Origin of the sequence: Mesorhizobium sp. PAMC28654 (genome assembly GCF_020616515.1) — a bacterium.
Taxonomy (GTDB): domain Bacteria; phylum Pseudomonadota; class Alphaproteobacteria; order Rhizobiales; family Rhizobiaceae; genus Mesorhizobium.
Genome location: NZ_CP085135.1, coordinates 673395 through 699630 on the forward strand (window position 1 = coordinate 673395; position 26236 = coordinate 699630).

Consider the following 26236-nt stretch of genomic DNA (forward strand, 5'->3'; position numbering starts at 1 on the left):
CGATCATCAGACGAGGCTTTTTATGAAGTACCGACAAAACAATTCTATCGAGGTCGCCGCCGCCAAGGCGTCGATCAGCAGGGCGACGGCCTATCGCATCAAGACGGACGCGCACCTGCCATCGCAAAAGCAAAAGGCTCGTGGCCGGCGGAGGCCTGACCCTCTCGAGCATATCTTCGATGCCGAGGTCGTTCCCCTTTTGAAGGCGGCGCCAGGCATCCGTGTTGTCGCCATCTATGAGGAGATGCTGCGGCGGCACCCGGAACTGAGCGCGGGCATTCGCCGAACGCTGGAGCGGCGCATCCGGTCATGGCGTGCCATCCACGGCGAAGAGCAGGAGGTTATCTTCCGCCAGCTTCACGAACCCGGCCGACTCGGGCTATCGGATTTTACCGACATGGGCAGCCTTGACGTGTCGATCGCCGGCCAGTCTCTTGATCATCTACTCTACCACTTCCGGCTCGCCTGGTCCGGCTTTGAACACACCCATGTCATTCTCGGCGGCGAGAGCTTCGTGGCCCTGGCCGAAGGACTGCAGAACGCGCTGTGGTCGCTTGGGGGAGCGCCGCTCTATCATCGCAGCGACAGCCTGTCGGCGGCTTTCCGCAACCTCAGCGCCGATGCGAAGGAGGATCTCACGCATCGCTACGAAGAGCTTTGCGCGCACTACCGCATGACGCCGACCCGCAACAACAAGGGCATCGCGCACGAGAACGGTTCGATCGAAAGCAGCCATGGCCATCTCAAGGATGCCATCCGTGACGCCCTTCTGATGCGCGGCAGCAGAAATTTTCGACGATCTCGGCGCGTATCGAGCCTTCATCGACGAGATCGTCAGCCGGCACAACGCCAATCATGGCAAGCGCATCGATGCCGAACGCCCTCAACTGCAGGAACTTCCAGACCAGCGGACCAGCGACTTCGAGGAGGTGGTCGTCACCGTGTCGCGGACCGGCGGCTTCACCTTGCGCAAGGTCTTCTACACCGTTCCCTCCCGCCTGATCGGACATCGGCTTCGCATCCGCCTGTTCGATGATCGCCTCGAGGTCTTTATGGGAGGAACAAAGCTGATGACGCTGCCCAGGGGCCGAGGCCATGCCGACGGGAGGCACGATCAGGTCGTCAACTATCGGCACGTCATCCATTCCCTGCGCAAAAAGCCGATGGCGCTTCTTAATCTCGTCTATCGTGACAAGCTCTTCCCGCGGCAGGAATACCGCAGGGCCTTCGACGAGCTCATTGAGCGGCTGCCGGACAGGCAGGCGTGCAAGATCATGGTCGATCTGCTGGCGCTGGCCCACGATCGAGGCTGCGAGCGTGAGCTTGCCGAGCAACTCACCGAGACCCTCGACGCCGGCGACCTGCCCGATATTGCCGTCTTGCGAACCCTCCTCGGCCCGGACCCCGCACGGCTGCCGACCGTCTTGGTGCAAACTCGCTTTCCCTTAACGGCTATGAAGCCCTGATCGGGGCAACCCATGTGGGAGACGTCGCATGAGCAACGCCCACACCATCGACGAAGCCCGCCTCGGCATCATGCTCAACGAACTCCGGCTACCGACGATCAAGACGCTCTGGGCGCAATTTGCCGAGCAGGCCGATAGAGAGGGGTGGCCCGCCGCCCGGTTCCTCTCGGCCATCGCCGAGCATGAGCTGGCCGAACGGGCACATCGCAGGATCGAACGGCATCTGGCCGAAGCGCATCTGCCGCCCGGAAAGACGCTCGACAGCTTCGCCTTCGACGCCGTACCCATGGTCTCCAAGGCCCAGGTCATGGCCATGACCGCCGGTGACAGCTGGCTCGCCAAGGGCGCCAATATCCTGTTGTTCGGCCCACCCGGTGGCGGAAAGTCGCATCTTGCGGCAGCGATCGGACTCGCCCTCATTGAGAACGGCTGGCGCGTGCAGTTCGCCCGAACCACCGATCTCGTGCAGAAGCTCCAGATCGCGCGGCGAGAGCTGCAGCTCGAAGCCGCCATCGCCAAGCTCGACAAGTTCGATCTGCTCATCCTCGACGATCTGGCCTACGTCACCAAGGACCAGGCCGAAACGAGCGTGCTCTTCGAACTCATCTGCGCAAGATATGAGCGGCGTTCCATCATGATCACCGCCAATCAGCCCTTCGGAGAATGGAACAGAATCTTTCCGGACCCCGCCATGACCCTCGCCGCAGTGGACCGACTTGTTCACCACGCAACGATCTTCGAGATGAACGTCGAAAGCTACCGGCGCAGATCCGCCATGGAAGCCAAACGCCAGCGCGGCAGGCCAGCCTCTTACGCGACAATCAAGAACAAACACGAACTTGTCGCGGAGCGGCAATCAGAAATAGATGAAGGCCTTGCCAGCGACAATCAGCATGATAATTTGCACGTGACCGCGACCTGAGAATCTCATCCAGATCGCCGCTCACGTCTCATCCAGATCGTCGCGCTATAGGGAAGCAGTTCAGGCGTCAGCCCGACCGCAAGTGCAAGTGAAAAAAGCAGGGAGTCTATGAGTGGCCGGTGTAAGAGCAGATTGGCGGCGAAGACGACGATGACGATCGCCAGCATGATTTGCGTCATGAGATAGCCGAAGCGACGAATCCCCTTGGCGAAGTTGGTTTCTGGAACGCGCCGCTCGATTGCGGCCGTGATACTTGCGAATTCCGTCCGTCCGCCGGTCTGAACGGCCAGGATTGTCGCGGTGCCGCTGCGAACCGAGGTTCCGGTGTAGACGGCGTTGCTGCGCTGCGCGATCGTCGCATCGACCGGCGACTGGCCGGGGGCCTTGACGACCGGAAAGGTCTCGCCAGTCAGCGTCGCTTCGCTGACGTTGAAATCCCGGGCATCTAGGATGATGCCGTCGGCGGGGATCAGGTTACCGGCCGAGAGTCTGATGATATCTCCGGGCACGATGTCTTCAGCTGATACAATTGCCTCCACACCATCGCGAACCACCGTAACCTTGCGCGATACGCGTTGCCTGAGCGCGTCCATCGCGCGTGAAGCACCGTATTCCTGGGTGAAGCTCAGGAAGCAACTTACAAGCACGATCAAGCCGATTATTGCCGCGTCGCTGGCGTCACCCAAGACCGCCGAGACGCCGGCCGCGAAAACGAGGATGAGCACCAGTGGGCTTCTGAACTGACGGATGAACGTGCCGATGGCGGTGGACTTCGATGCGTCGCCAACCGCATTCGGTCCGCCCTTGGCGAGGCGGCTTGCCGCTTCGGGGGGAGGGAGACCCGCAGCGCTGGTACCAAGCGCGCTTAATAAATCGGCCGCCGCCCGTGACCAATAGGCCTCTGCCGGCCTTGCGGTGCTGGGTGCCGGCGACTGAGCCCCCTTGTGCTGCATGACGGCGTTCCTTTTCCAGAGCGAGAAAGTTTCGGACCACTTCGCACCGGCCTCTACCAGACCGTCTCAACAGCCGCTTTGAAGGAAATCAAGTAATTGCGTTTCGGCAGCCAATCGGCCCGCAGCGAGAACCCCGAAGCTGACGCCGCGTCTAAAGGCGCTTTTGGAGCTAGGCAGGCTCTTTACGGCCACACCCGCCCTCAACTCTCCGGGCTCGCCGCAGCGATCGGGTCGGGACCATGTCTCAAGCCAGCGGATCGACCATCATGCCGGATAGGGGGTCGACCCATAGGAGATGATCCGTCACGGCCTTGACGCCCGCGATGTTTTCGGCTGCGACAAGCGCCGCCTGGCGCTCACGTTCGTCAAAGATCGGTCCGCTCAGTTCCGCGACGCCCTTGTCTACGTTCACGCGAACCAGGCTGTTACGAGCCCACGTTTGGCTGGCAAGTTCTGCGAGTATATTCTGGCGGATCTGCTCGTCGCTGACGTCCGTCGAACCCTGCGCTGGAAGGACTCGAAGCAATGCACGCAGAAGATCGGAGCGAGCGATTATGCCGACAACTTTCCCGTCTTCCATCACCGGGAGGCGTTTGACATTGTGGCGGGCCATGAGTTCAACGACTTCTACGAGCGATGCTTCGCGAGTCGTCGTGACGACACTGTTGGACATCACCTCGTCGACCCGCTGTCCGTTGGCGTGAACATATTCATTGGCGGCTTTTCCGGGACTGAGAAGAAATTCAAGCCAACGCGAGCGCGTACGTTTCGTATCCAGTTCTATCCGGCGGAGAAAATCACCTTCGCTGATGATTCCCACCAGCGTGCCATCGCCCCGAATGACAGGAAGGCCACTGATTTTCCTGGAGAGCATCAACCGTGCCGCGTCGGCTATCGACGCGGACGGTTCGATGCCGATAACAGGTGATGTCATTACTGCTTGGACCTGCATGTTTCATCTCCTTCAAGCAAACAACTGCCGCGGCTTTCGGTCACAATCGAGGACTTCGGGTTACTGAACGTCCGGCTGTCTGCTTGGTTGTGGCTGTGCCAAACGTTCTGTCCCAAAGCCCAGTGGTCACGCCGAAGTTTCCGTCGCCGTCAATATGGTGGTGCAGGGCGTGCCTCTGCTTCAGCCTATAGACATAGCCTGCATGCGGGGGGTGCCAATGATGAAGGATGTGGTGGATGCAGACGTACCACAAATAACCGATCATCAAGCCGCTAGAAACGGCGCTGGCAATTGCGAAGTTTGTGAGGAGCCATATTGGCAGGAACACCAGTAACCCATGAGCCGAAAGGCTCAGCCACGAAGGCGTACCGCGCGATGCGGTCTCGTTGATATGATGATCGTGGTGTAAATCCCTAATTAAAGGAGCGTGGTGGAAGACCGCCCGATGAAGCCAGTATTCAATCAGGCTCCACAATCCAACAAAGCCTCCGCAAGTGACGATCCACCTGGCCGCACCGCTCAATCCGGCTTCAGCCAGGCCGCTAGCTGCGAGGGCTGCTATCAAGAGCGGGTAAACGACGAAGTCGCTGTAGTAACCAATCGGGCTCAACTGCATTTCAGACCCGTTCGTTCCTGGCTTCCGGAGGCATCGCATCGGGGATGTCGCACCCCACACGGCATTCTGATCGAAGAGCGTAGGGCGGTCTGTTGGTCGAACCTTCGCTGCCTCGCCCCCAAAACTAGACAAACATCATGACCACGATCGCGCCGACAACTATTAAGACAAGTCCGCCGATCAACATCGGCAGCAAACTGTTGTCCTGATCGATACCAGATTCAAACTGTTTTATTGCCCGCTTTTCGTTCTTCTTCGGCTCAATCATGGCTCGTCTCCATCCGAGGAAAAGCACGTCGTCGATGTACTGACCGTGGCGGCTGTCTCCAAATCGGAGACAGATGGTGGTGCTCTTCATTCTTCGCGTCACAAGTCGCTCTGTCTCCAGCCGTAGAAAGGACAGAGCGTTATCCGCTATCCCGCTGCGCGCCGTTGCGACCAGGCAGCGGCCCGCCAAGGAAGTCCTCCGGCATCAGCGTGACGTCGGCCAGCGTGTAGCGGTCAAGGGTGTTCTGGAAAGAGGCCATCGCTTCGCCAAACATGCCCGAAAGCTTGCAACAGCGAGTGAGCACGCATTGGTTTCCCGTGGCGAAGCACTCTACGAGCGCGAAATCCGGCTCGGTCAGCCGTATGACGTCGCCGATGCGGATCAGTTCGGGCTGGCGCCCGAGAACCAAGCCTCCGGAACGACCGAGGATGGCCTTTAGGTAGCCGCTGCGCGTAAGAGCGTTGGCTACCTTGTTGAGGTGTGTCCTCGACACGTTAAAGACGCGCGCAGCTTCCTCGATCGTGATGAGCCGACCGCCCGAAGCCGCCGCGTACATCAGCATTCTCAGCGCATAATCGGAAAAGTTGGTCAACCGCATCGATGGCTCCTCCAATGGATCGTCGTGCTGTCACAGGAACCAATCAGAAGCCAGTCTGGCATTACAGGCCTTCTTCGGTGATCGGTTCGATGTCAATCGTGTTTTCGCCGCGGCTGAAAGCGACCGCTAGGCGGAAACTGTGAGCGATGCGCAGCGCGCGATCCATGAACAGCGCTGCGACCTCAGGCGGGCAGATGCGACGCACCGTTGTGCGAAACAGCTTCAGCCAACGCCTGAAATGTGTCTCGCCAAGGCCGGGGATCGCTAGATGTGGCGGCAGTGGCCGCCCTTCATATCGGGATGTTCGCAGCAGTGTCGCTGACCAGAAATCGCACATCTTCGCCAGATGGCGCGGCCATTCGTCCGGATCGATCCTGCTGTGGAAGATGGGGCCGAGCAGATCATCCCTACGAATTTCATCGTAGAAACCATGAACCACGCCGTGGATCATGGTCTCGTCGAGCACTTCAGGCAACGGAACGCCATCGATGACAATCGTTCTCGCACTTCGACCATTCCCAGTCATCCGCATGCTCCGCTTTTCGCACGGCCAAACCGCCGTTTGATATCGTCGTCCGCCACCTGCTGGGTCCATGACGGTCCACAGGCCGGACAAACCTCGGCGTAGTGAACTCCAGGTGGGGTCGAGCCAGCCGACCGTGCGGCTCGCTTGGCACGGCTGATCACTCGATTGCCGAAACGCACGACTTCCCCGACGCCAGCCGCGAAAATGCGTAAGCTTGCAGCCATGTCGTGGGATGATGATCGATGCGGTTGCATTGGTATGATGTCTCAGCAGTGAAGTTCGGCCAGCATCGGCGCTAAAACATATATTGTCAATATATGTTTTAGGAGAAGACGACCATAAAACGAGAATGCAATTGAAGGTAGGTTTTCTGCTGGACGTGCTATTGGCGCTACATTCGGCGAAAGGATCGTGATTGCCAGGATGACGTGCTCCCGTTAAATCGGACCGTTTATGGCTGGAATTTTCCACTTATGATCCCTCGACCGGGAGATGGAGAGTTCCATGAAAGCGACGAAGTTTTCGGAGGCTCAGATCGCCTTCGTTCTGAAGCAGGCCGAGGACGGCTCGGCTGTTGGCGAGGTGTGCCGGAAGGCTGGCATTTCGGAGGCGACATTTTACAACTGGCGCAAGCGCTATGCGGGTCTGATGCCGTCGGAAGTGAAGCGTCTTCGCCAACTTGAGGACGAGAATGCGAAGCTCAAGCGCATTGTTGCCGACCTGAGCCTGGACAAGGCGATGCTGCAGGATGTGCTTTCAAAAAAGCTCTGAGGCCTGCTCGCCGTCGCCAGCTTGTGGATCAGGTCAGGGAGACGTGGAAGGTATCGGTTCGCAAGGCTTGCGAGGCCTTGCGAATCTACCGCTCTCTCTACACCTACAAGTCAAAGCGCGGCTCGCAGGCCGGATTGCAACAGCGGATCACGGATATCTGCCAGACGCGGGTGCGCTATGGGTATCGGCGCGTTCATGTCCTTCTGCTTCGGGAGGGCTGGCGGATCAACATGAAGCGAACACGCAGGCTTTACAATGAGTTGGGGCTTCAGCTCAGGAACAAGACGCCAAAGAGGCGGGTGAAAGCCAAGCTCAGGGGGGATCGATCCCAAGCCACGCACAGCAATCACGTCTGGGCCATGGACTTCGTTCACGACCAGCTCGCCACGGGTAGAAAGCTTCGTATCCTGACCGTCGTCGACACGCATTCACGCTACGCGCCGGCGACAGATCCGCGCTTCACATATCGTGGCGAGGACGTCGTACAGACGCTGGAGCGTGTCTGCCGGGAAATTGGTTATCCGAAGACGATCAGGGTGGACAACGGTAGCGAGTTCATCTCCCGTGATCTCGATCTGTGGGCCTACCAGAGGGATGTCATCCTGGACTTCTCCCGGCCAGGCAAGCCCACCGACAACGCTTACATCGAATCGTTCAACGGCAAGTTCCGGGCCGAGTGCCTGAACACCCATTGGTTCCTGACCCTTGACGACGCCCGGCAGAAAATGGAGGAATGGCGTAGAGACTACAACGAGGTTCGCCCTCACAGCGCCATCGGCAACAAGCCGCCGATATCGCTCATGAATGGCTCAGGCGCATCCGGTCTGCCATGAGTTCGCAGGACGGGAAATTCCCAAGCCCTGCGGTCCAAAATCCGGGAGCACCTCAATGAAACTCCGGACTCTCCATTGAATTGGAGGGAACAAGGGTCTCAGGTCAACACGTACGTGCGTTCCAATGGCTCTGCCTGCAACGGAAGAGCCGAGCTGAATACGATCTACAGATATGGCAAGACACTGATCAGCAAGATCAGGGCATTAGGCGGGTGCTAACGGCAGGGTGGGGTCGGCTCGCTGGCCTGGAAGCTGCAAGAGTTGCCATTCCGGCAGCGGACACAGTTCCCTATGTGATGAAGCCCGAGCATCGGCATCTGGTACCGGACATGCTTTCGATGATCCGCCTGCAACGCTCCGACAGGACCGCCACCATTACATCCGCCAAATTGTGTGGACAGAGATCGGCGCGGCGCGGCGATCCCGGCATCTCAAACCCTGAGGTCGCTGCCCAGTTGGGTGTACTACCAGCGTCCTGCTTCAGAACCTCGGGCCCAACGTCTTTTTTTGCCAAGCTGTTTATTTCCGTGTTGCATCGGCGATAGCCGCACGCTTTGACAATCCCTTTTTAAGCGCCTCGGGCGACGTCACTCCTAGCTTGAATGCGGTGAACACGCGCAGGGCGATATATTCACGGTCGGGCGCATCGGTAATACGATTTTCGCGGCAATACTCCTTCACCAGCTTATGCAACATTTTCAGCTCGTCTGGGGTGGCTCCGTACATCATTGCGGCCCTTCTCTCTCGTCGCATCACGACCTCATTTAACGGAGTGTCGAGCTTGTGCAACGGCTTGCCGATCGGCCGGGGCAGGGACTGCGGACCTGGTTTGGCGAATAGGCTATTGTTTAGGTGCGTTGCCGACTGTTCGGGTTCCTTTGAGAGTGTTGGCCGACGGCTGATATGAATGGATTGCCTCTTGCGCAGAACCGAAAATGAGCACCCGTGCAGCCGCGTTTTGCGATGAGGATCGATGGCTTGCATTCTCATGGTGTCTCGGCTTCACCTCGAGGGACCATTCCAGCTAAAACAGACATTGTCAATCTATGTTTTAGGAAAGTCGATCGTGAAGTGAGGGCGCAATGCATTGGCAGGCTTTCTGTTGAACCGCACTCAACTGAAGGCCGGGGCTTATCCGGAGTGCCTCATAGGCAAAGCGTCGGCAGGTTGGGCATCCGTATGCGCACCACGGTGAAGGCAGACCGTATTGCGTCGAGCAGGGAAGCTTGAATCAAGGCCGAGGTCACTTTCCACACAATGCCAGCAGCGTACGTCCGCGACTAATGAGTCTAGGCATTGCTTAACTGCCTAGGCATGAAGCCCGGCCAGGCAAGTGTGCGAATTGGTGGAATGGTCGGGCTGGGGTCAGCATCAAGTATCGCCATCACCTCACCAACTGACTGTGCCTGTCGCAGTCCCTCTCGAGTCCGAGGCGCCCGAAGTACCCGGCACACCTGTGAAAGAGCGGGAAGGAAAGCGGAAACGGCGGAGCGCGGCCAGAGCAACGTGTAAACGATATCGACTGGATCGTCATCTGGTCCGTCGAAATCGATAGGCGAAGCCAGTCGTGTGAAAGACACGACAGGCGAAGAGATCGTGTCGAACAAGGCGTGTGGGATCGCCACGCCGCGGCCGATACCTGTCGAGCCGAGGCACTCTCTGTGCCAAAGACTACGGAGAACCATCTGCTCGTCCAGCCGGGATCTCCGTGCAATCCTGACGGCGATCCTCGACAAGGCCGAATGCATTCCCTTTGTGGCGAGGTCAAGCGAAATGTCTTCTTCTGACAAGATGTGTGGGATCATCACAGTCGCCTCTAAGCTGATCCAAACGCGATCGCGAACGAGCGTTCAGCCACATTGCCTACGCAAGGCAATGTTCACTTTGGACTGAATTGAAATCTGGCTGTCCCGGACGCAAAGCCAGGGCTTTTTTTCGCGCCCGGGCTACAGGCCTGCTTTGAGGCGCTGTGGCTCTCGCCGGAACTTTAGCACTAAAACATTCATAGCAACTCGAATGTAGTGAAAGGTCGCCCGAAATCAAGCAAAGAACTCGAGGGGAATTGATCCCTAGCTTGAGATCGCAGATTAGACCGAGATTTTATAGCGGTCTGATGGCTGACGCCCCACTTTCCGGAGTTCAATCGGTGCCCGAAGAAAAGCCGATCCGCCTCAGCAAGCAGTTCGAAAGATGCCAATCAGTACGGTTCAAGATGCAGAAATAATGCATTGAAACGCTGATTAAATTCGTTTGACGAGCCGAGGTCTCTCCTACTTGCTGTTGTGACGCTGCACGGTCGCTTCCGCAACCGAGGCAGGACGTTTCGATGGTTTTCCAACCTCGGCCACTGTGGCTTCTGTTCCAGCAAGGAGAGACTCAGATGAAAAAACTCGCACTAGCACTTGTCGTGACGATGGCCAGTTCGCTCTGCGCGATGGGAGCGACCAAGTTTACCCAGGCGCCTCCGCCAGCCCCTTATCAACAGGTCAGCAAGCTGGTGAAACTGCCTGACTTCCTTCCGGGCATGGGCCAGCTTTTCGTCGATCCGGCGACATTGCCCGCCGGGCCGTTCCTAGCCTATGATCACGAGGGAAAGTTGGTCAGCACGATCTACATGCTGCCGATCAAGGACCTCAATCCGAACAAGCGCTTTGACAATCTGGCTTCGCCCGGCGGCGATGTCGACCACGTTGACGTCTATTACAATGCCGGCCATCCTGGCGTCCAGGAACCGCATGCCCACGTCGTCCTGTGGCATGTCTCGATCGCCGACGAGGCGCGAGTTGCCAAATGAAACTCACGCGTCGTGAGATACTGGGGGCGGGCGGCGGGCTTGTCGCCGCCCTTCCCCTGCCCCTTTTGGCGGCGTCGGCTGCGGAAATGGTCGACATACGGATGCAGGGCCGCGCCGACGGGTCACACGTTTGGTTCGATCCGGTCGGGATCCTTGTCATGCCTGGTCAGACGATCCGCTGGACCAATCTCGATTCCGGCAATTCTCACACGACGACGGCCTACAATCCGGCAAACTTCGAGCGAAAGCTCCGCATGCCCGAAGCCGCAAAACCCTGGAATTCCGACTATCTCATGCCTGGCGAGGCTTTCTCGGTTACCTTCACCGAGCAGGGAGTCTACGACTATTACTGCATCCCCCACGAACAGGCAGGAATGGTCGGCCGCATCATTGTCGGCAAACCCGAGACGCGTGGCTGGATGGAAATGATCGGGGCGAATGACGGTCTTCCCGAGGAAGCGCTGGCAGCATTTCCAACGGTCGAAGAGATCATGGCGAAGCAGTTCGTCCGGCGCGTTTAGACGCATGGCGGGCTTTTTACCGTTCGCAACAAGGAAGAAATGCGTCGACGATGCGAATGTACGCCGAGATTCCGGGCTATCTTCACTGACCGACAGGAGGCGACTTTCATGACTGGCACCGTGTCTCCCGACAGAACTCCGCAACAATCGCCGGCAGAGCAAGACGGGTGCACGAAGGTGTCGGGCCCGCCCCTCGATGTCAGATCTCCAACAGGGCAGCGCGAGCGTGCGACGCACCGGTTAGCCGCGTTGGGCGAAATGACGGGCGGAATCGCCCATGATTTCAGAAACCTCCTGACAGTGATCGAATCCGGCCTAAGTCTTGCTGAGAGAAGGGCTGGTGAGCCAGAATGCGTACGCGCCTATATCGCGGCAGCGCGGCAAGGTATCGATCGAGGGATCGAACTGACCTCGCATTTGCTCGCCTTTGCAAAGCATCAGGAACTCGATGTCCATGCTGGCGACTTGAATGAGTTTCTAAGGGTTTTTGAGCCTTTCTTGAGATATGGCGCGGGACCTGAGATCCGCGTAAAGCTCGATCTTGGTCTTGATATTCCCGACTGCCTGATTGATCCCGCACTGTTTGATGCTGCGGTACTTAATCTCGTCGTCAACGCGCGAGATGCGATGCCGAATGGCGGCGAGATTCGGATCGTTACCGAACGAGTGGTGCAGAAGACTGCAACACCTGACCCGCCAGGGCCGGGAGCCTATGTGCGCGTTCGCGTTCAGGACCAAGGTAACGGCATGTCCCCAGAAGTTTTGCGGAAAGTGTTCGACCCTTTCTTCACGACAAAGGGCGAGAAGGGAACAGGGATAGGGCTATTTCAGGTGTGTACATTTGCGCAACTGGTTGGAGGCCAGATCTGCATCGAAAGTGAACGAGGGGTTGGAACGACCGTCGATCTCCTGTTCCCGTCAATCCACCCTTAGGTGCCCCCTCGCTCATCTCGATACCGAGATCATCCCCATCCAACGACGTTTAGCGCCTATTCGGCGTTTCGGTTTGAAATGGCGTGCAGCCCAGCCATGGCAGGGCCAGCCACGGTCTCATCCGCGTTGCCTGATTGCACCACGTAGACCGGGTAGGAGAATTGGGGCATTTCGGGCACGAGGTGAAGCCGCCCGGCCTCAATGTGAGACTGCACTGCGCTCATCCTGAAATAGCCGCATCCGCCAGCCGAAAGAACGTAGTTGAGCGCGAGCGGGCCGAGATCCATAAAGAGATCCGGGGTGACATCCGGGAAATTCATGCCATGGTGAAGGGTGAATTCCGGTCCCCAATCCATGTACACATAGTCTTTGTCGATACAACCTGCTTCAGGGCTGGTTGTCACCAGCACGAGCTTCTCTTCCAGGAGCAGATCGATCTTGAGGCCGGGTCGATGCTGGGGCGCATACATGATCGCCACGTCGACGAGGCCGGATGCGACCTGAGTGATCAGATCCTGCGGCACATCGACGTGCACTCGAAGCGCGATATCCGGAAGCGATCGACGCATCCATAGAACCCAGTCGAGCAGAAGCGGCTGGGCAAGACTGACTTCGCTGCCGACCGTCAAGACGGCGCGACGGCCGGGCGGGACAGCCACTTGGTGGAGGGTGCGCTGCCATAGCTGGACGAACATCGGGGCGTGACGCAGGAACTGTTCGCCGGCGGGAGTTAGCGAAGCGCCGCCCTTGTGCCGGACGAACAACTGACGCCCTAGTTGTTGCTCAAGGCTGCGAATTCGCGCGCTCACGGTCGTTTGAGCAACATTCAAACGTTCCGACGCCCGGATAAAACTCCCTGTCGAAACGATCTCGATAAAGGTACGTGCAAGTTCGATTGTCCGTCGTCAGATCATTTGGCTCAGATTGGATCGCAGATTAGCGGAGTGTCGGCCTCATCTTGGGGTTGATGTTAAGCGGCGATCTTGCGGTGCTGCAAGCGCCGATGTTGGATGGTTTGGCGTTTGATCCTTTCTCGCTGTTTGATAATGGCTGCGGCCCTGCCGAAGTAGGCGTCGGCTGGCGTTACGTTGGCCAGGCTCTCGTGGTAGCGTCGATGGTTGTAATGTTCGACGAAGGCTGCGATCTGGGCCTCAAGGTCGCCGGGCAGAAAGTAGTTCTCCAAGAGGATTCGGTTTTTGAGGGTCTGGTGCCAGCGCTCGATCTTGCCTTGGGTCTGGGGATGCATTGGAGCGCCCCGGACATGGCTCATGCGTTGGTCCTGGATATAGTCCGCCAGTTCGCCGGCGATGTAGCTGGGGCCATTATCGCTGAGCAGCCGAGGCTTGTGGTGCACATGGGCCTGGTCGCACCCTGAGGCAGTAAGTGCCATGTCCAGCGTGTCGGTGACGTCCTCGGCCCGCATGGTGCTGCACAGTTTCCAGGCGATGATGTAGCGGGAGTAATCGTCGAGCACGGTCGACAGGTACATCCAGCCCCAGCCGATGATCTTGAAGTAGGTGAAGTCCGTCTGCCACATCTCGTTGGGTCGCGTCGTCTTGGTGTGGAACTCGTTCGCCGCCTTGATCACCACATAGGCCGGGCTGGTGATCAGATCGTAGGCCTTGAGGAGCCGGTAAACGCTGGCTTCTGACACGAAGTAGCGCGTCTCGTCGGTGAACCGTACTGCCAGTTCGCGCGGGGAGAGCTCGGACTGCTCCAGCGCCAGTTCGATGATCTGGTCATGGATGGCAGGCGGGATGCGGTTCCACACCCCCGGCTCGGCGCCGAGGGCCGATCCTGCAGCGCCTCAGGCCCGCCCTCGACATAACGGTCATACCAGCGATAGAAGGTCCGGCGCGGGATGCCCAGTCGGTCCAGCGTTTTGCGGGTTGGCAGGTGTGACTGCTCGACGATCCTGATGATCTCGAGCTTTTCGGATGCGGGATATCTCATTCTTGCTCGTCCCCATCCGCGATCATGCTTTTTTTGAGCAGACGGTTTTCCAGTGTCAGATCAGCGACGCATTCCTTCAGCGCGCCGGCCTCCCGGCGCAAATCCTTGACCTCGTCGCTGGTGGCAGCACGAGCGGTATCACCCGCCAATCGGCGCTTGCCGGCCTCCATGAACTCCTTGGACCAGGTGTAATACAGGCTCTGCGCGATCCCTTCCTTGCGGCACAGCTCGGCGATGCTGTCTTCGCCGCGCAGCCCGTCCAGCACGATCCGGATCTTGTCTTCCGCTGAAAAATGCCGCCGGGTCGCCCGGCGAATGTCCTTTACCACCTGCTCGGCAGGCTTCTTGGCACTTGAGGATTTAGGGCTCATCTTGGTTCCTTCGTCGTGACGACGAGATCAAAACCCTCCTTAATTCACAACCTCAAATCTGGGACACAGGTGCTGACGGGGAACAGTTCTGCCAGAACGGGTTCGGCGAGGCGCTCAGGGTGGGTTCGCGCCTGCGGCTCGCCGTGGCGATGCGGCGACATTTGATCTGCCGTCATCAATGCGCGGAGGAAATCGACATTGAGCTACGATTGGCTAGGATAGAGTTGTCCGATCATAAAAAGCGGGCGTCAAGCACCCGTTGCCTCAAAGGTCATCTCGACCATCCCGAGCTTTTTGGTTTGCGCGATCCGCGTCATTGGCGCTCTGTCAGTCACTCAATCGCGCGAGCACCTCGCCGCGGTGGAGGGCCACGTGGTCGGTCTTGCTGCTTTTGATCTCGTATTGAGGCGAATCTGGACTCGCGTGATGCGTGTGACCCTTGTAGTCCGTGTTTTGGGTATGGATTTTGATGATCGTACCGTTGACGCGACCGGCTTCCGAATTCCAGCTTACCCGATCTCCAACCTTAAATCGTTTTGGCACCGCGAGCCGCCCGTCGCTGCGCCGCGATACCTGCTTGTCTTCTGTCATTTTCTGTCCCTCGCGTCCAAATGGTCGATGTCAGCAGCGTCGGAGCCCATGAAAAGCCTCCTTACTCGATTTCACAGCAGGGGCCGCCAACGCACTGCGGACCGCCGCGACACGGCGTCACGCAGGGCAGGGTCCTGCCCGGGTTTGTCAGTTTGAAGCTGCGCATCGACCGTTCGGGCAAAGGTGATCAATTCGACATGAATCGGTTCAGTCGATCATTTTCAAGGAGCGAGCGAGTAGCGCCGCCGAACACCCACTCCCTAAATCTGCTATGGCCGTAAGCGCCGGATATGACCAATTGCGCATGCATCTTTTCCGCCAGATCGGAGATCGTTCGACCGCCGGACTCCTCCGGAAGCACTTCCGCCTTTGCTTTTACGCCATGAAAAGAAAGGAACGCGATGACATCGTTAAGGCTATTCCAGGTTTCGTCGGTCTCGTCATCCTCGATCGTGACCACATGAACCTTCTTAGCCATCTGCAAAAAGGGCATGGAATCGACAACCGCGCGCCTGGCCTCGCGCGTCTCCTTCCATGCGACGAGTACCTTGTCGGCCAGGAAATTTTCCTGGTTGGTTGCAGCGACCAGTACAGGTCGTCCCGCTTGAAGGATCAGGCTGCCGAGATCGGTGGAGCGGTGAACGTTGCCTGAAGACGCGCCTTCGGGCGACGCCGTGACGATGAGATCGGCCAGACGCGCCGTGTTTATCAGCGAGCGGGTCGGATTGCTTACTTCCCCCCGCCATTCTGTATCAACTGTTGCGCCGGCAACGCCTTCGAATTCCGCACGCAGGTCCTCAATTCGATGTTCAATGTTCTTCCGCTGGCGCACCGTGATCGTGTTGTCGAAAGCCACTCCTCCTTCCATCACAGCTGGCGGTGGAACGTCGGCGGCCGAAAAGCCGATCAGGCGCGCGTCGAAGCGCTGGGCTAGTCTAGATCGATACCGAGTTTGACAAGAGGTGCGACATGCCCGTCGATGTCGAGATTGAGAGCGATCGACTTGTAGGCCATTCGACGTTCCTTCCGTGGGATGAGTGCCAGTCCGGCTAAGGGAAATGCAGACAGACCGTCAGCTACGAAGACATGGCCTCATGATGCGCGCGACCACCTCCGGAGGTTCCGGGATGGCCGAAACCTTTAGAGGCGCCTCTAGCAGCCCGACGACACATCGATCAGTGTTGTGAAGAATTCCACGGCCAGTGCGGCCGTCAATCTTCTGGGCCTACTCGAACGCGAGCCGTACGGAACCCCTTTTTGCGATCAACTTTCTCCGAGCATCCTGGATCTGCTCAGCCTGTTGTTTGGTATAGGGGCCCATCGGCCGGGTCTTTTCATCTCCCCGACGGACCTGGCAGTACCAGTTTCCGCCGTCAGAAAAGATTTCAACTGTGGTCGGCAACCCGTCAGGTTCTCTCTTGGCGACGTCGTTGATGAATTTGACTATCGTCGAATGATGCTGCGCAGGCGCAACCATGTGCAAACCATTGGCGATTTTAAGTTCCTGCTGCCCTGTGGACATAAGTAGACTCCTTTCGATCACGACGACATTCGGTTTCGACAATTTGTGATACCTGCTCCTTTCGATATCCCGGTGGCAGAGACCCCGCTCTAGATCGAAGTTGAGCGCTCCATCGCCAACTCGGCTTCAAGGCTTTCGATGTCCCGAAAAATGGAAGCAGCAGCCAGCGTGCGCCCTTCGCGCCTGAAGCGCAGCAGACAGTCTTTGGCGACGATGTCGCCGTCGACCACTATCTCGTCCCATCGTTCGGCGTGGCCGACATAGTTGATCGGGACATCGTAGTGCTGGCTCCAGAAGAACGGGACCGTAACGAATTTTTCGCGATGTCCGAGCATGTTGAGCGCCGCGGTCTGCCCCTGCCTCTCGGCAACAACCCAATGCTCGACCCGAATGTTCTCGCCACTGTGAGGATCGGGCCATCGCGCGATGTCGCCGGCCGCGAAGATCCCTGGCTCGCTCGTTTCCAGAAAAGCGTCCACAACAACGCCGTGGTCAACGACCAGCCCCGCCGTCTCGGCAAGTCTGATCCGCGGCCGCACGCCGATGCCGACAACGACGAAATCCGCCGCCAATGTTGCGCCGCTACTGAGTTTCACCTTCCCGCCGTCGATGCAGCTGGCAGTCTCTTCGAGATGGAATACGACACCATGCTCCTCATGGAGCGCGCGGATAAAGTCGCCCATTTGCGGACCCAAGACCCGCTCCATGGGCCGTTTTTCCGGCGCCACGACATGAACTTCGATGCCGCGTGCCCGCAGCGCCGCGGCAACCTCGAGCCCGATGAAACTGGCGCCAAGCACGAGCGCGCGACCTGCCGTCACCGCCTGCTCGATGATCGCGTTGCAGTCTGCGAACGAGCGCAACGTGTGAACGAACGGCAGGTCCGCGCCGGGGATGGTCAGGCGGACGGGCTCCGCTCCCGTTGCAACAAGCAGCCTGTGGTAAGGAATCCTGCCTTCATCAGCGAGGACGACCTCGCGGGAAAGTAGGTCGATGTCAACGGCCTTCGTATCGAGACGCAGGTCGATGTTGTTTTTTGAATAGAAATTTTCTCCTCGGAGCGGAATCCAGTCCTCTGGCGCTTTTCCCGCGAGGTAATCCTTGGAGAGGTTCGGTCGATCGACGGGCGGCGCTTGATCGTCGCTGATCATGACGATGCTGCCCTGGTACTGCTCGCGCCGCAGTGTTTCGGCCGCTGCGAAACCAGCTGCGCCGCCGCCGACAATGACGATTTTCTTGGGGATCTGCCCGGAGCCTCCGGAGCGCGGTTTCGGAGCCGTTCGCTTGAATTTCTCGCCGACAAATATCCGGCCATCACGCTGTTCGACGGCCCAGCAGGCCAGAGGATTGAAGGCAGGAGCGCACAACGCTTCGCCCGTTCGCAGATCGAAGCACGCGTGATGCCAAGGACACCGGACGGTATCCTCTACCACGAGACCGTCGACGAGCGGCCCGCCGTAATGTGTGCATGTCGCGCTGACAGCGAATACCTCAGCCCCGCGACGCACCAGCAGCACCTGCTCGCCGCCCCAGTGGCCGACAAGCTTTCCGCCATCGGGAATGTCGGAGAACGCGATCCCCAGGGTCAGGTCCAGTCCGATTAATTTGGTATGGCCTTCAGCCACTTATCTCTCCTTGGCGATCCGATCTAAAAAGCGTTGGTACCCGCGAAGCTGAAACTCCGGCTCTCGAGAATGCTTTCTCGCGGATCGGCACGCCTTCAGGTTTTCAGAACTTGTACCAAACGTTCTGACCAGCCCATTCGTTACGGACCAGATAGTACCCACACCGGACTTTCTCGCTATCTTAGATGCTGTGCAAACGAAATTAATCGACAATTATGTGCAATTTTTATGATAGCTTAAATGGGTGCACTCACTGGAAGACAAGTTGCAAAACACTGCAATTCCCGGGCAGGTTGGACTTCAGGGCGCCGGGCGGAAAATAGCACAAGATCGGGTCGTCGTTTTGGCGCCTATGCAATGAGCCGGCCCCTTGCTTTTCGGGTCAACGCCAACAGCTATCATCGCAACGTCGTGCGTAGGGCTGCGTGGTGATGTGGGCAACCTGGCTGAGTCGGTTCTTGATGCCATAACGGCGGCCGGTGTTTGACATAATGACGACTAGGTGGGCGTATTGCCGCCGAGCAGCGATATGGAGAGACAAACCAAACGAGGGTCTGGGTGGAAGCTTTGTAGGATCTGCATTTCAGGGGAATTCATATGCGCTTTGTAATTGCCGCTGCGCTGACAGTTTTTGCGTCGAGCGTTTTCGCTGAGACTCTGGGCTACGGCTCACGCGCTGGGATGGAGGTCACAGTGGTAAGCAAGTCGGACATCGGCACTACCCACGCGATCATAACGGTCAAACACACCAAAGCGAACGCTGTCGCGTATTGCCGCGACTACGTCGGCAAAGTCACGCCCAAATGCGTAAGGGACGAATTGAACGTGCCGCTTGCCGCGTCAATCTCGGCTAACTGCGAAACCGGGAAATTCAGCACCTTAAACGGCGAGGGATTCACGTTATCCGGCCGCAATCCCAACTACGATCCCAACGAAGCAGTTTCGCAACCCGAGTACCTTCTTCTGAGCTTAGCAAGCGGCGAAGCTGTCGGCGGAAGTTCGGCAGACGGCTACGATGTAGCCTTGGAGCAGTTTAAGGCGCTCTGTCCCAACCGCCTCAAATAACAGAAGGCTAAGCGCGCACCTTCTGGAAGTAGGCGGCACTCGGGCACTACATCGAATTAAATCACTGAATTGAAACACAATTTCGAGGGGCAATAGATCGCCTCCGAGGCTCACATGGATGGCCGCCGATAGATAGGCTTCCTGCTGTGACAAAGGTCCAGAGAGTCGCTCCTCATCGCCTTCTCCGACATCATGCCCGACCAAGCCGCCCTCGGCGCGGTCGCTTCCGTCAAGGCGGCTTTTGCCTCTCACCATTCCTTCCGTAAGTGCTACGGTCAGCCTTCGCCTTCCGAGGCGACTGCCGTGAACTCGGTCTCATGCAGATCCGCACCGGACCATAGACGCCAAAGGCCAACGGAAAGGCTGTACACCTTATCCAGACCGCCCTTAGGAATGGCTTCAAGTCCACGTCGAGCGTCACAAGATCGCTTGCCCTGTCTTACCCCAGTCGGCAAGAAAGGACGCCAGACCCTTGTCAGTGAGCGGGTGTTTGGCGAGATTTCTGAGCACCGCTGGTGGTACGGTTGCGACATTGGCGCCTGCCATGGCCGCCTGTTTGACGTGGAGAGGTGTCCGGATCGAGGACGCCAGGATTTCCGTCTTGAAGGATTTGTCGTTGTCGTAGATCGCGCGGATTTCTCGGATCAACTCCATGCCGTCCAGCCCAAGATCATCGAGCCTGCCGACGAACGGCGAAATGAAAGTCGCGCCTGCCTTGGCTGCGAGCAATGCCTGGTTGGCAGAAAAGCATAGGGTGACATTGACCTTGTGTCCGAGTTGACTGAGCGCCCGGCAAGCCCTGAATCCATCCCAGGTAGATGGCACCTTGACAGCCACATTGGCGGCGATGCTGGCCAAATGCTGTCCCTCGGCGATCATGCCGTCGAATTGGATCGCGGTGACTTCCGCTGAAACCGGGCCCTCGATTGTCTGGCAAATGTCCTTTACCACCTGCTCGGCAGGCTTCTTGGCACTTGAGGATTTAGGGCTCATCTTGGTTCCTTCGTCGTGACGACGAGATCAAAACCCTCCTTAATTCACAACCTCAAATCTGGGACACAGGTGCTGACGGGGAACAGTCTACTCGGCTCATGACGAGATGCACAACGATGCTGTCGTCCTCAGAGATTTTGCTGAGACATCGGTAGAGAGGTCATTCCCCTCTGTGTCCGTGCCGGCGGCGTCGAGAAGGCTCGAGAATTCGTTTCTAAGGATTGCCTCGTCAGCTGCATCTGACACGAACACGAAGATGTTGCCTCGATATCTCTCGATCCAGTGATGGCCAGTACCATGGCTACGCAGGTAGTCGCCAATCTGATGGATCGTGGAATTGCCCAACCCGCTGTGCAGGAGAAATCTCATCAGATTGCGCTTTCCCGCCGGAGACAGATCGCCTGCCTGACTCAGGGGCCGACCTTCTGGCCCTGAGCGTCGAACTGTTTCAGATAGGCGATCACATCGGCGATCTCCTGGTCCTTGCTGAGACCGGCGAAAGTCATTTTCGTACCGGGCACCAGTTTGCGCGGCGCATGCAGATAGGTCGTAAGCGTCGGTTCATCCCAGATCAGGCCCGAATTCTTGTTGGCTGCGGAGTAACTGTAGTCCGGATACACACCGGCCGCCCGGCCGACGACTCCATTCAGGACCGGACCAACTCCGTTCTTGGCATCGGGGCCGACCGAGTGGCAGGCCATACACCTCTTGAAGACGGCTGCGCCGGCTTCGGCATTGCCAGCAGGCGATGCCTCCAGCCCATGGGCAGGCTCGTTTGCAGCAAGAATTGCTGTCATCAATGCGAACATCAGCGATTTCATGTTTGCTTCCTTCAATGAGCTACGGGTTGGTTCCCAGCCAAACCGGCCACCGGCAATAAGAGGTTCGAAACACGCCAAGTCCGCCGGATCCGAACCGCGAGTCCGGATCCGGCGGACGTCGCCTCAGGAGGGAACCAATGGGCCGGGGTTCTTGAGATACTGATTCTTGATCGTGTCCACCGCCCAGTAGGCAAGAGCGCCTACCGGTCCAGTCGGGTTCTTTCCGGCGTTCTGAGGGAACACACAGGCCCCCGTGACGAACACATTCGGAACATCCCAGACCTGAAGATGTTTATTCAGGACACTGGGGGTTGGATCAGCGCCGAAGACTGCCCCGCCTGTGTTGTGTGTGCTCTGATAGGGCACGATCGAATAGGGCACGGGAGGAATACTCCGATCGACCTTGGTAGCACCCATCTCCTTGGCGATCTTCACGCAAATGTCGGCCTGACCGTTCATCTGCTTCACCTCGTTATCCTGTGTCCGTCGTCAGATCATTTGGCTCAGATTGGATCGCAGATTAGCGGAGTGTCGGCCTCATCTTGGGGTTGATGTTAAGCGGCGATCTTGCGGTGCTGCAAGCGCCGATGTTGGATGGTTTGGCGTTTGATCCTTTCTCGCTGTTTGATAATGGCTGCGGCCCTGCCGAAGTAGGCGTCGGCTGGCGTTACGTTGGCCAGGCTCTCGTGGTAGCGTCGATGGTTGTAATGTTCGACGAAGGCTGCGATCTGGGCCTCAAGGTCGCCGGGCAGAAAGTAGTTCTCCAAGAGGATTCGGTTTTTGAGGGTCTGGTGCCAGCGCTCGATCTTGCCTTGGGTCTGGGGATGCATTGGAGCGCCCCGGACATGGCTCATGCGTTGGTCCTGGATATAGTCCGCCAGTTCGCCGGCGATGTAGCTGGGGCCATTATCGCTGAGCAGCCGAGGCTTGTGGTGCACATGGGCCTGGTCGCACCCTGAGGCAGTAAGTGCCATGTCCAGCGTGTCGGTGACGTCCTCGGCCCGCATGGTGCTGCACAGTTTCCAGGCGATGATGTAGCGGGAGTAATCGTCGAGCACGGTCGACAGGTACATCCAGCCCCAGCCGATGATCTTGAAGTAGGTGAAGTCCGTCTGCCACATCTCGTTGGGTCGCGTCGTCTTGGTGTGGAACTCGTTCGCCGCCTTGATCACCACATAGGCCGGGCTGGTGATCAGATCGTAGGCCTTGAGGAGCCGGTAAACGCTGGCTTCTGACACGAAGTAGCGCGTCTCGTCGGTGAACCGTACTGCCAGTTCGCGCGGGGAGAGCTCGGACTGCTCCAGCGCCAGTTCGATGATCTGGTCATGGATGGCAGGCGGGATGCGGTTCCACACCCGGCTCGGCGCCGAGGGCCGATCCTGCAGCGCCTCAGGCCCGCCCTCGACATAACGGTCATACCAGCGATAGAAGGTCCGGCGCGGGATGCCCAGTCGGTCCAGCGTTTTGCGGGTTGGCAGGTGTGACTGCTCGACGATCCTGATGATCTCGAGCTTTTCGGATGCGGGATATCTCATTCTTGCTCGTCCCCATCCGCGATCATGCTTTTTTTGAGCAGACGGTTTTCCAGTGTCAGATCAGCGACGCATTCCTTCAGCGCGCCGGCCTCCCGGCGCAAATCCTTGACCTCGTCGCTGGTGGCAGCACGAGCGGTATCACCCGCCAATCGGCGCTTGCCGGCCTCCATGAACTCCTTGGACCAGGTGTAATACAGGCTCTGCGCGATCCCTTCCTTGCGGCACAGCTCGGCGATGCTGTCTTCGCCGCGCAGCCCGTCCAGCACGATCCGGATCTTGTCTTCCGCTGAAAAATGCCGCCGGGTCGCCCGGCGAATGTCCTTTACCACCTGCTCGGCAGGCTTCTTGGCACTTGAGGATTTAGGGCTCATCTTGGTTCCTTCGTCGTGACGACGAGATCAAAACCCTCCTTAATTCACAACCTCAAATCTGGGACACAGGTGCTGACGGGGAACAGTTATCCTGGAAGTCGAACGTCATCCGCATCAGCGGACGTCCAAAGACGTCGGTGTAGGTCGGATCGAGGCTCAGATAGTTTTGTCGGTAAGCCATAACCGCGCCCTGGTTGCCGACGCTGGTTGCGTGGTCATAGTTGTCGACCACCGCCTTTTTCCATTCAGAGCCCCAGGACGGCGTGCCGTGTGGCGTTGGATGCGACTGGATGGGCCGCGCGCCCGAGTTGCTGCAGCTGATGCCGCCGCCGCCAATATAGCCGGCCTTCTCGAAATCGTAGTTATCGCCGTTGAAATCGTCCATTGTCGTGCCGAGCGCGCCCGCACCCATGAAGCTATTCATGACCGTCTTCTTGTCGAAATAGGCGGAAGCCCGCCGCCGCATTGGTAGGCATAGTTGCGGCCGACAACGCCCTTTCCCGTCGCCGGATCGTAGGGCACACCGATACCCGACTGAAGCAGAAGGTTGACGTTGCCGAGGGCGTAAGCTGAGAGAATGATGAGATCGGCAGGCTGTTCGAATTCCCGCCCGCGTGCGTCGAGATAGGTAACGCTGACCGCCTTCTTGCGGGTCGAGTCGAGATTGACCTTCAGCACGATCGAGTTGGTGCGCAGCTCGAAATTCGGATTCTGCCGCGCAAGCGGAATGACGGTAAAGTGAGGGCTTGCCTTGGCATTCGCCTCGCAGCCGAAACGCTCGCAGAAGCCACAATAGTGACACTGGCCGAATGCCACGCCGTCGGGATTGACGTAATCCCGCGACGCGTTTGACGAAGGATTGGGGAAAGGATGGTAGCCGAGATCGCGGGCCGCCTTCTCGAACATCACCATGCTTTGCGCAGCAATCATCGGTGGATTGGGATACTCGTCCTTGCGCGATCCTTCAAAAACGTTGCCGCCTACGATCTTCTTGCCATTGAGATTGCCGGCCTTGCCGGAGGTGCCGCAGGTCTTCTCGAACTTGTCGTAGTAGGGTTCGAGATCGTCATAGGTGATCGGCCAGTCCTGCAGGTGCATATCCGAAGGGATGATCTTTTCGCCATACTTGTCGACCGTCCTGGTGTGCGCCTGGTGGTCCCATTCGAGCCATCGCCAGGTGACGCCGTTCCAGTGCACGCCGGCGCCGCCGACGCCTTGGCCGGGCAGGAACGAGCCAAGCTGTCGCATCGGTAGCGCCGTTTGCGATTCACTGTTTCGGAAGGTGATGGTTTCTCGCCGCACATTCTGCATGAGATCGTAGCGGGCGGCGTAGCGCAGTTCGTCATGGATCTGCGGATCGAGAAAGTCCGGATTGGTATCGCGCGGGCCTCCCCGCTCAAGAGCAACGATTTTCAGCTTGGTCGACGCAAGCTCCTTGGCAATGATACCGCCTGTCCATCCAAGACCGACAATCAGGACATCGACCGCGTTGAGTTTGGTGGCCATGTTACAATCTCCTCTTCTTCCGTCGACTAAATGAGGTCCTGGATGCCCTTCGGTTCAGCTGCATAGGGCTTGTTCCGAAATGGTTCGATCTTGTCCATGTACATGGCGTCCGCACCGGGGAAGCCGATCATCTTCCAGGCCGCCTTGTCTATATTTCCGCCATACATCGGATCGGCGAAGTAGCCCTCGATCGTCAGTTGAAGCAGCAGTCCGAAAAAGGTCGCGGTTGGCACGGTTGGAAGCTCCACCTTCTTGCCCTCGAGATCGGCCATCACGGCGGCACGATCTTTTGCCGAAAGGGCGTCGAACCTGCTCTTGTGGTTTTTCTGCACATAGGCACCGACATCGGCGATGCCGACACGGATCAGCTCAGATGGCGTCATCGGCAATTGATAGCCCTGCTCGGGCGTGCCCTCGGCGAAAGGTCCTTCCAGATACAGCCGGTCGCCCTTGCCGTACCCACCTGCCATCTGGCGGTCGATGTAGATCGCGACACCGAGCTCCTTGGCGCCGGGGCCTGTTGAATCACTTGGAATGAGCGTATCGACCGCCGCTTCGATGAAGGCGGATTCGTCCACATTGAAGAATTCGTAGCCCGAGTCCCCGGCATGGGATTTCGCGGCGTCGGTTACGTGATGATGCGTTTTGTCGGTCGCCGCGGCCACCACTTCGTCCGCGGATGCGGATCCACCCAGCGGCAAAGTGCTCGCCGCCGCTCCGGCAGCTCCCGCCGCGCCGAACAGCTTCAGAAAGTCACGACGCCCCACATCGCTTTCGCTCTTTTCTTTCGTCGACATGATCTCTCCTGTGACACTGCAGGCAAAACTTTGATGAGGATGGAGAGAGCTTGCGCCCGCTCCAACCAGCGCTGCGCAGCATCCAGCGCTAAGCTTGGTGGATTTTTTGAAGCCTAGTGCTCACGCCTTCCGTCTAGCAAACGAATTTAATCGGCAAATGAGTGCAGTTTTTATGATGGATGGTGTGTCTGGCAACGCGCATGAAACCGCAGTCGGCTCTGCCATGGCTGGAATGCACGCCATTTCAAACGGCGACGCCGAACAGGCATAATTCCGCCTTTCCATCCGCCATTACCGAACAAGGGCAACATCGACACGAGGGAAAGTCGTGCGCGAAGGCTTCGTCCTTAGGAAGAAAAAGGGAAATGCGCGTCGTATTCGTCATCGAACCGAAATTGACTGCAAGATAATTGCGTTAAATTCATCATAAATTTCATTTGTCTTGTTCTTAAAGAACGGCGAGGCTGCTAGCGCGGCGCACTGTTGATATCAGCTAGCAACTTCGCCGAGCGTGAAGAGTAGTAACGTCCTCTGCCTGCCGTAAGATGACTTTCCCAGGATGTGTAAGAGTTGAGTGTTGGTCCACTATAAGGAACTGCGGCATGAGATTCGACAGCAATATCAAGCAGGATTTGGAAAGCGAACTGAAATGGGCCCCCGACATCGATGCCGCAGACGTTGGTGTCACCGTTAAAAAGGGCGCCGTCTCGCTTACCGGCTACGTCCCTTTCTATATGCAGAAATACGAGGCGGAGAATGCGGCGAAGCGAGTCAAAGGCGTCCTCGGCATTGCCAACGACATTGAAGTTCGCCTTCCATCCAGCCATCAAAAGACAGATCCGGAACTCGCGCGGGCCGCAGTCGAGGCAATCTCCATCGAGCTTCCCTCTTCCTGTTCCCCGTCAGCACCTGTGTCCCAGATTTGAGGTTGTG

Annotated in this window: 26 protein-coding genes and 3 pseudogenes; 8 read left to right on the forward strand and 21 right to left on the reverse strand. The window is 58.1% G+C overall.

Annotation, left to right across the window (positions count from 1 at the left end):
* The first annotated feature begins 22 nt into the window (after window positions 1-22).
* Window positions 23-1498, forward strand: a pseudogene (gene istA / locus LGH82_RS03300) (IS21 family transposase).
* Window positions 1495-2388, forward strand: coding sequence for an IS21-like element helper ATPase IstB (istB, locus tag LGH82_RS03305; RefSeq protein WP_227344001.1), 894 nt, complete (start codon window positions 1495-1497; stop codon window positions 2386-2388). The pseudogene istA and the gene istB overlap by 4 nt, the downstream one beginning before the upstream one ends.
* 5 nt (window positions 2389-2393) lie before the next feature.
* Here istB and LGH82_RS03310 read toward each other — a convergent pair whose 3' ends face one another.
* From LGH82_RS03310 to LGH82_RS03335, 6 genes are all read right to left on the reverse strand, one after another.
* The gene (locus tag LGH82_RS03310) at window positions 2394-3341 is read right to left on the reverse strand and encodes an HAD-IC family P-type ATPase (RefSeq protein ID WP_264484357.1); all 948 of its coding nucleotides are present in this window, start codon (window positions 3339-3341) and stop codon (window positions 2394-2396) included.
* A 244-nt stretch (window positions 3342-3585) separates the two neighbouring features.
* Complete coding sequence (locus tag LGH82_RS03315; protein WP_227347281.1) at window positions 3586-4293, reverse strand: CBS domain-containing protein; 708 nt, start codon at window positions 4291-4293, stop codon at window positions 3586-3588.
* A 40-nt stretch (window positions 4294-4333) separates the two neighbouring features.
* Window positions 4334-4909, reverse strand: a complete 576-nt coding sequence (locus tag LGH82_RS03320) for a sterol desaturase family protein (RefSeq protein ID WP_227347282.1) — start codon at window positions 4907-4909, stop codon at window positions 4334-4336.
* Between the two features lie 124 nt (window positions 4910-5033).
* Window positions 5034-5267 carry a hypothetical protein gene (locus LGH82_RS03325; RefSeq protein WP_227347283.1) on the reverse strand — a complete coding sequence of 78 codons (234 nt, stop codon included), beginning with the start codon at window positions 5265-5267 and terminating at the stop codon, window positions 5034-5036.
* A gap of 49 nt (window positions 5268-5316) precedes the next feature.
* A complete protein-coding gene (locus LGH82_RS03330) occupies window positions 5317-5775 on the reverse strand; it encodes an RrF2 family transcriptional regulator (protein WP_227347284.1) in 459 nt (152 codons plus the stop codon).
* A 61-nt stretch (window positions 5776-5836) separates the two neighbouring features.
* Entirely contained in the window at window positions 5837-6772 is a 936-nt protein-coding gene (locus LGH82_RS03335; protein WP_227347285.1) for a group III truncated hemoglobin, read from the reverse strand.
* Window positions 6773-6805: 33 nt separating this feature from the next.
* On the opposite strand from LGH82_RS03335, the gene LGH82_RS03340 reads away from it, so the two are divergent.
* Window positions 6806-7905 (forward strand): IS3 family transposase gene (locus tag LGH82_RS03340; RefSeq protein WP_227347286.1). Its coding sequence is split into 2 segments (ribosomal slippage): window positions 6806-7058 and window positions 7058-7905, totalling 1101 coding nucleotides; the frame shifts between segments, so codons are not numbered across the junction.
* A 519-nt stretch (window positions 7906-8424) separates the two neighbouring features.
* On the opposite strand, the gene LGH82_RS03345 is transcribed toward LGH82_RS03340, so the two are convergent.
* Both LGH82_RS03345 and LGH82_RS03350 read right to left on the reverse strand, forming a co-directional pair.
* Window positions 8425-8889 (reverse strand): hypothetical protein, encoded by a 465-nt coding sequence (locus LGH82_RS03345; protein WP_227347287.1) that lies wholly within the window; start codon window positions 8887-8889, stop codon window positions 8425-8427.
* A gap of 305 nt (window positions 8890-9194) precedes the next feature.
* Window positions 9195-9710 carry a PTS sugar transporter subunit IIA gene (locus tag LGH82_RS03350; RefSeq protein ID WP_227347288.1) on the reverse strand — a complete coding sequence of 172 codons (516 nt, stop codon included), beginning with the start codon at window positions 9708-9710 and terminating at the stop codon, window positions 9195-9197.
* A gap of 575 nt (window positions 9711-10285) precedes the next feature.
* Here LGH82_RS03350 and LGH82_RS03355 point away from each other — a divergent pair.
* From LGH82_RS03355 to LGH82_RS03365, 3 genes are all read left to right on the forward strand, one after another.
* A complete protein-coding gene (locus LGH82_RS03355) occupies window positions 10286-10699 on the forward strand; it encodes a DUF5602 domain-containing protein (protein WP_227347289.1) in 414 nt (137 codons plus the stop codon).
* A complete protein-coding gene (locus LGH82_RS03360) occupies window positions 10696-11220 on the forward strand; it encodes a plastocyanin/azurin family copper-binding protein (protein WP_227347290.1) in 525 nt (174 codons plus the stop codon). Before LGH82_RS03355 ends, LGH82_RS03360 begins: the two co-directional genes overlap by 4 nt.
* A 108-nt stretch (window positions 11221-11328) precedes the next feature.
* Window positions 11329-12153: a two-component system sensor histidine kinase NtrB gene (locus LGH82_RS03365; protein WP_227347291.1), complete on the forward strand. Its 825-nt coding sequence runs from the start codon at window positions 11329-11331 to the stop codon at window positions 12151-12153.
* A gap of 56 nt (window positions 12154-12209) precedes the next feature.
* Here LGH82_RS03365 and LGH82_RS03370 read toward each other — a convergent pair whose 3' ends face one another.
* The 6 genes and pseudogenes from LGH82_RS03370 to LGH82_RS03395 form a co-directional block, all read right to left on the reverse strand.
* Entirely contained in the window at window positions 12210-13049 is an 840-nt protein-coding gene (locus LGH82_RS03370) for a LysR family transcriptional regulator (protein ID WP_227349465.1), read from the reverse strand.
* A 74-nt stretch (window positions 13050-13123) separates the two neighbouring features.
* Window positions 13124-14477, reverse strand: a pseudogene (locus LGH82_RS03375) (IS3 family transposase).
* Window positions 14478-14804: 327 nt separating this feature from the next.
* Complete coding sequence (locus LGH82_RS03380; protein WP_227349466.1) at window positions 14805-15020, reverse strand: DUF2945 domain-containing protein; 216 nt, start codon at window positions 15018-15020, stop codon at window positions 14805-14807.
* A 235-nt stretch (window positions 15021-15255) separates the two neighbouring features.
* On the reverse strand, window positions 15256-15924 hold the full coding sequence (locus LGH82_RS03385; RefSeq protein WP_227347292.1) for a universal stress protein: 669 nt from the start codon (window positions 15922-15924) through the stop codon (window positions 15256-15258).
* Window positions 15925-16293: 369 nt separating this feature from the next.
* Window positions 16294-16590: a hypothetical protein gene (locus tag LGH82_RS03390; protein WP_227347293.1), complete on the reverse strand. Its 297-nt coding sequence runs from the start codon at window positions 16588-16590 to the stop codon at window positions 16294-16296.
* 89 nt (window positions 16591-16679) lie between these two features.
* Window positions 16680-18215, reverse strand: a complete 1536-nt coding sequence (locus LGH82_RS03395) for an FAD-dependent oxidoreductase (protein ID WP_227347294.1) — start codon at window positions 18213-18215, stop codon at window positions 16680-16682.
* Window positions 18216-18812: 597 nt separating this feature from the next.
* Here LGH82_RS03395 and LGH82_RS03400 point away from each other — a divergent pair.
* Complete coding sequence (locus tag LGH82_RS03400; RefSeq protein WP_227347295.1) at window positions 18813-19280, forward strand: hypothetical protein; 468 nt, start codon at window positions 18813-18815, stop codon at window positions 19278-19280.
* Window positions 19281-19697: 417 nt separating this feature from the next.
* On the opposite strand, the pseudogene LGH82_RS03405 reads toward LGH82_RS03400, so the two are convergent.
* The 7 genes and pseudogenes from LGH82_RS03405 to LGH82_RS03435 form a co-directional block, all read right to left on the reverse strand.
* A pseudogene (locus tag LGH82_RS03405) lies at window positions 19698-20234 on the reverse strand (transaldolase family protein); the annotation flags it as partial.
* Between the two features lie 449 nt (window positions 20235-20683).
* On the reverse strand, window positions 20684-21094 hold the full coding sequence (locus LGH82_RS03410; RefSeq protein ID WP_227347296.1) for a c-type cytochrome: 411 nt from the start codon (window positions 21092-21094) through the stop codon (window positions 20684-20686).
* Window positions 21095-21217: 123 nt separating this feature from the next.
* A complete protein-coding gene (locus tag LGH82_RS03415; RefSeq protein WP_413771459.1) occupies window positions 21218-21553 on the reverse strand; it encodes a GMC oxidoreductase in 336 nt (111 codons plus the stop codon).
* A gap of 95 nt (window positions 21554-21648) precedes the next feature.
* A protein-coding gene (locus LGH82_RS03420) for an IS3 family transposase (RefSeq protein ID WP_227344189.1) occupies window positions 21649-23000 on the reverse strand; the annotation gives its coding sequence in 2 pieces (ribosomal slippage) (window positions 21649-22664 and window positions 22664-23000; 1353 coding nt in all).
* Window positions 23001-23052: 52 nt separating this feature from the next.
* The gene (locus tag LGH82_RS03425; protein WP_227347297.1) at window positions 23053-23424 is read right to left on the reverse strand and encodes a hypothetical protein; all 372 of its coding nucleotides are present in this window, start codon (window positions 23422-23424) and stop codon (window positions 23053-23055) included.
* Entirely contained in the window at window positions 23421-24506 is a 1086-nt protein-coding gene (locus LGH82_RS03430; protein WP_227347298.1) for a GMC family oxidoreductase N-terminal domain-containing protein, read from the reverse strand. Before LGH82_RS03430 ends, LGH82_RS03425 begins: the two co-directional genes overlap by 4 nt.
* Before the next feature lie 26 nt (window positions 24507-24532).
* Window positions 24533-25303: a gluconate 2-dehydrogenase subunit 3 family protein gene (locus LGH82_RS03435; RefSeq protein ID WP_227347299.1), complete on the reverse strand. Its 771-nt coding sequence runs from the start codon at window positions 25301-25303 to the stop codon at window positions 24533-24535.
* Window positions 25304-25905: 602 nt separating this feature from the next.
* Between LGH82_RS03435 and LGH82_RS03440 the strand changes: the two genes are divergently transcribed.
* Window positions 25906-26229: a BON domain-containing protein gene (locus LGH82_RS03440; RefSeq protein ID WP_227347300.1), complete on the forward strand. Its 324-nt coding sequence runs from the start codon at window positions 25906-25908 to the stop codon at window positions 26227-26229.
* Window positions 26230-26236 lie beyond the last annotated feature (7 nt).

Excerpts from the sequence above, each read along its gene's own strand:
- istB (WP_227344001.1), top strand. The coding sequence starts at position 1,495 with ATGAGCAACGCCCACACCATCGACGAAGCCCGCCTCGGCATCATGCTC.
- LGH82_RS03310 (WP_264484357.1), bottom strand. The coding sequence starts at position 3,341 with ATGCAGCACAAGGGGGCTCAGTCGCCGGCACCCAGCACCGCAAGGCCG.
- LGH82_RS03315 (WP_227347281.1), bottom strand. The coding sequence starts at position 4,293 with ATGCAGGTCCAAGCAGTAATGACATCACCTGTTATCGGCATCGAACCG.
- LGH82_RS03320 (WP_227347282.1), bottom strand. The coding sequence starts at position 4,909 with ATGCAGTTGAGCCCGATTGGTTACTACAGCGACTTCGTCGTTTACCCG.
- LGH82_RS03325 (WP_227347283.1), bottom strand. The coding sequence starts at position 5,267 with ATGAAGAGCACCACCATCTGTCTCCGATTTGGAGACAGCCGCCACGGT.
- LGH82_RS03330 (WP_227347284.1), bottom strand. The coding sequence starts at position 5,775 with ATGCGGTTGACCAACTTTTCCGATTATGCGCTGAGAATGCTGATGTAC.
- LGH82_RS03345 (WP_227347287.1), bottom strand. The coding sequence starts at position 8,889 with ATGCAAGCCATCGATCCTCATCGCAAAACGCGGCTGCACGGGTGCTCA.
- LGH82_RS03350 (WP_227347288.1), bottom strand. The coding sequence starts at position 9,710 with ATGATCCCACACATCTTGTCAGAAGAAGACATTTCGCTTGACCTCGCC.
- LGH82_RS03355 (WP_227347289.1), top strand. The coding sequence starts at position 10,286 with ATGAAAAAACTCGCACTAGCACTTGTCGTGACGATGGCCAGTTCGCTC.
- LGH82_RS03360 (WP_227347290.1), top strand. The coding sequence starts at position 10,696 with ATGAAACTCACGCGTCGTGAGATACTGGGGGCGGGCGGCGGGCTTGTC.
- LGH82_RS03365 (WP_227347291.1), top strand. The coding sequence starts at position 11,329 with ATGACTGGCACCGTGTCTCCCGACAGAACTCCGCAACAATCGCCGGCA.
- LGH82_RS03390 (WP_227347293.1), bottom strand. The coding sequence starts at position 16,590 with ATGTCCACAGGGCAGCAGGAACTTAAAATCGCCAATGGTTTGCACATG.
- LGH82_RS03400 (WP_227347295.1), top strand. The coding sequence starts at position 18,813 with ATGCGCTTTGTAATTGCCGCTGCGCTGACAGTTTTTGCGTCGAGCGTT.
- LGH82_RS03410 (WP_227347296.1), bottom strand. The coding sequence starts at position 21,094 with ATGAAATCGCTGATGTTCGCATTGATGACAGCAATTCTTGCTGCAAAC.
- LGH82_RS03415 (WP_413771459.1), bottom strand. The coding sequence starts at position 21,553 with ATGAACGGTCAGGCCGACATTTGCGTGAAGATCGCCAAGGAGATGGGT.
- LGH82_RS03425 (WP_227347297.1), bottom strand. The coding sequence starts at position 23,424 with ATGAATAGCTTCATGGGTGCGGGCGCGCTCGGCACGACAATGGACGAT.
- LGH82_RS03430 (WP_227347298.1), bottom strand. The coding sequence starts at position 24,506 with ATGGCCACCAAACTCAACGCGGTCGATGTCCTGATTGTCGGTCTTGGA.
- LGH82_RS03435 (WP_227347299.1), bottom strand. The coding sequence starts at position 25,303 with ATGTCGACGAAAGAAAAGAGCGAAAGCGATGTGGGGCGTCGTGACTTT.
- LGH82_RS03440 (WP_227347300.1), top strand. The coding sequence starts at position 25,906 with ATGAGATTCGACAGCAATATCAAGCAGGATTTGGAAAGCGAACTGAAA.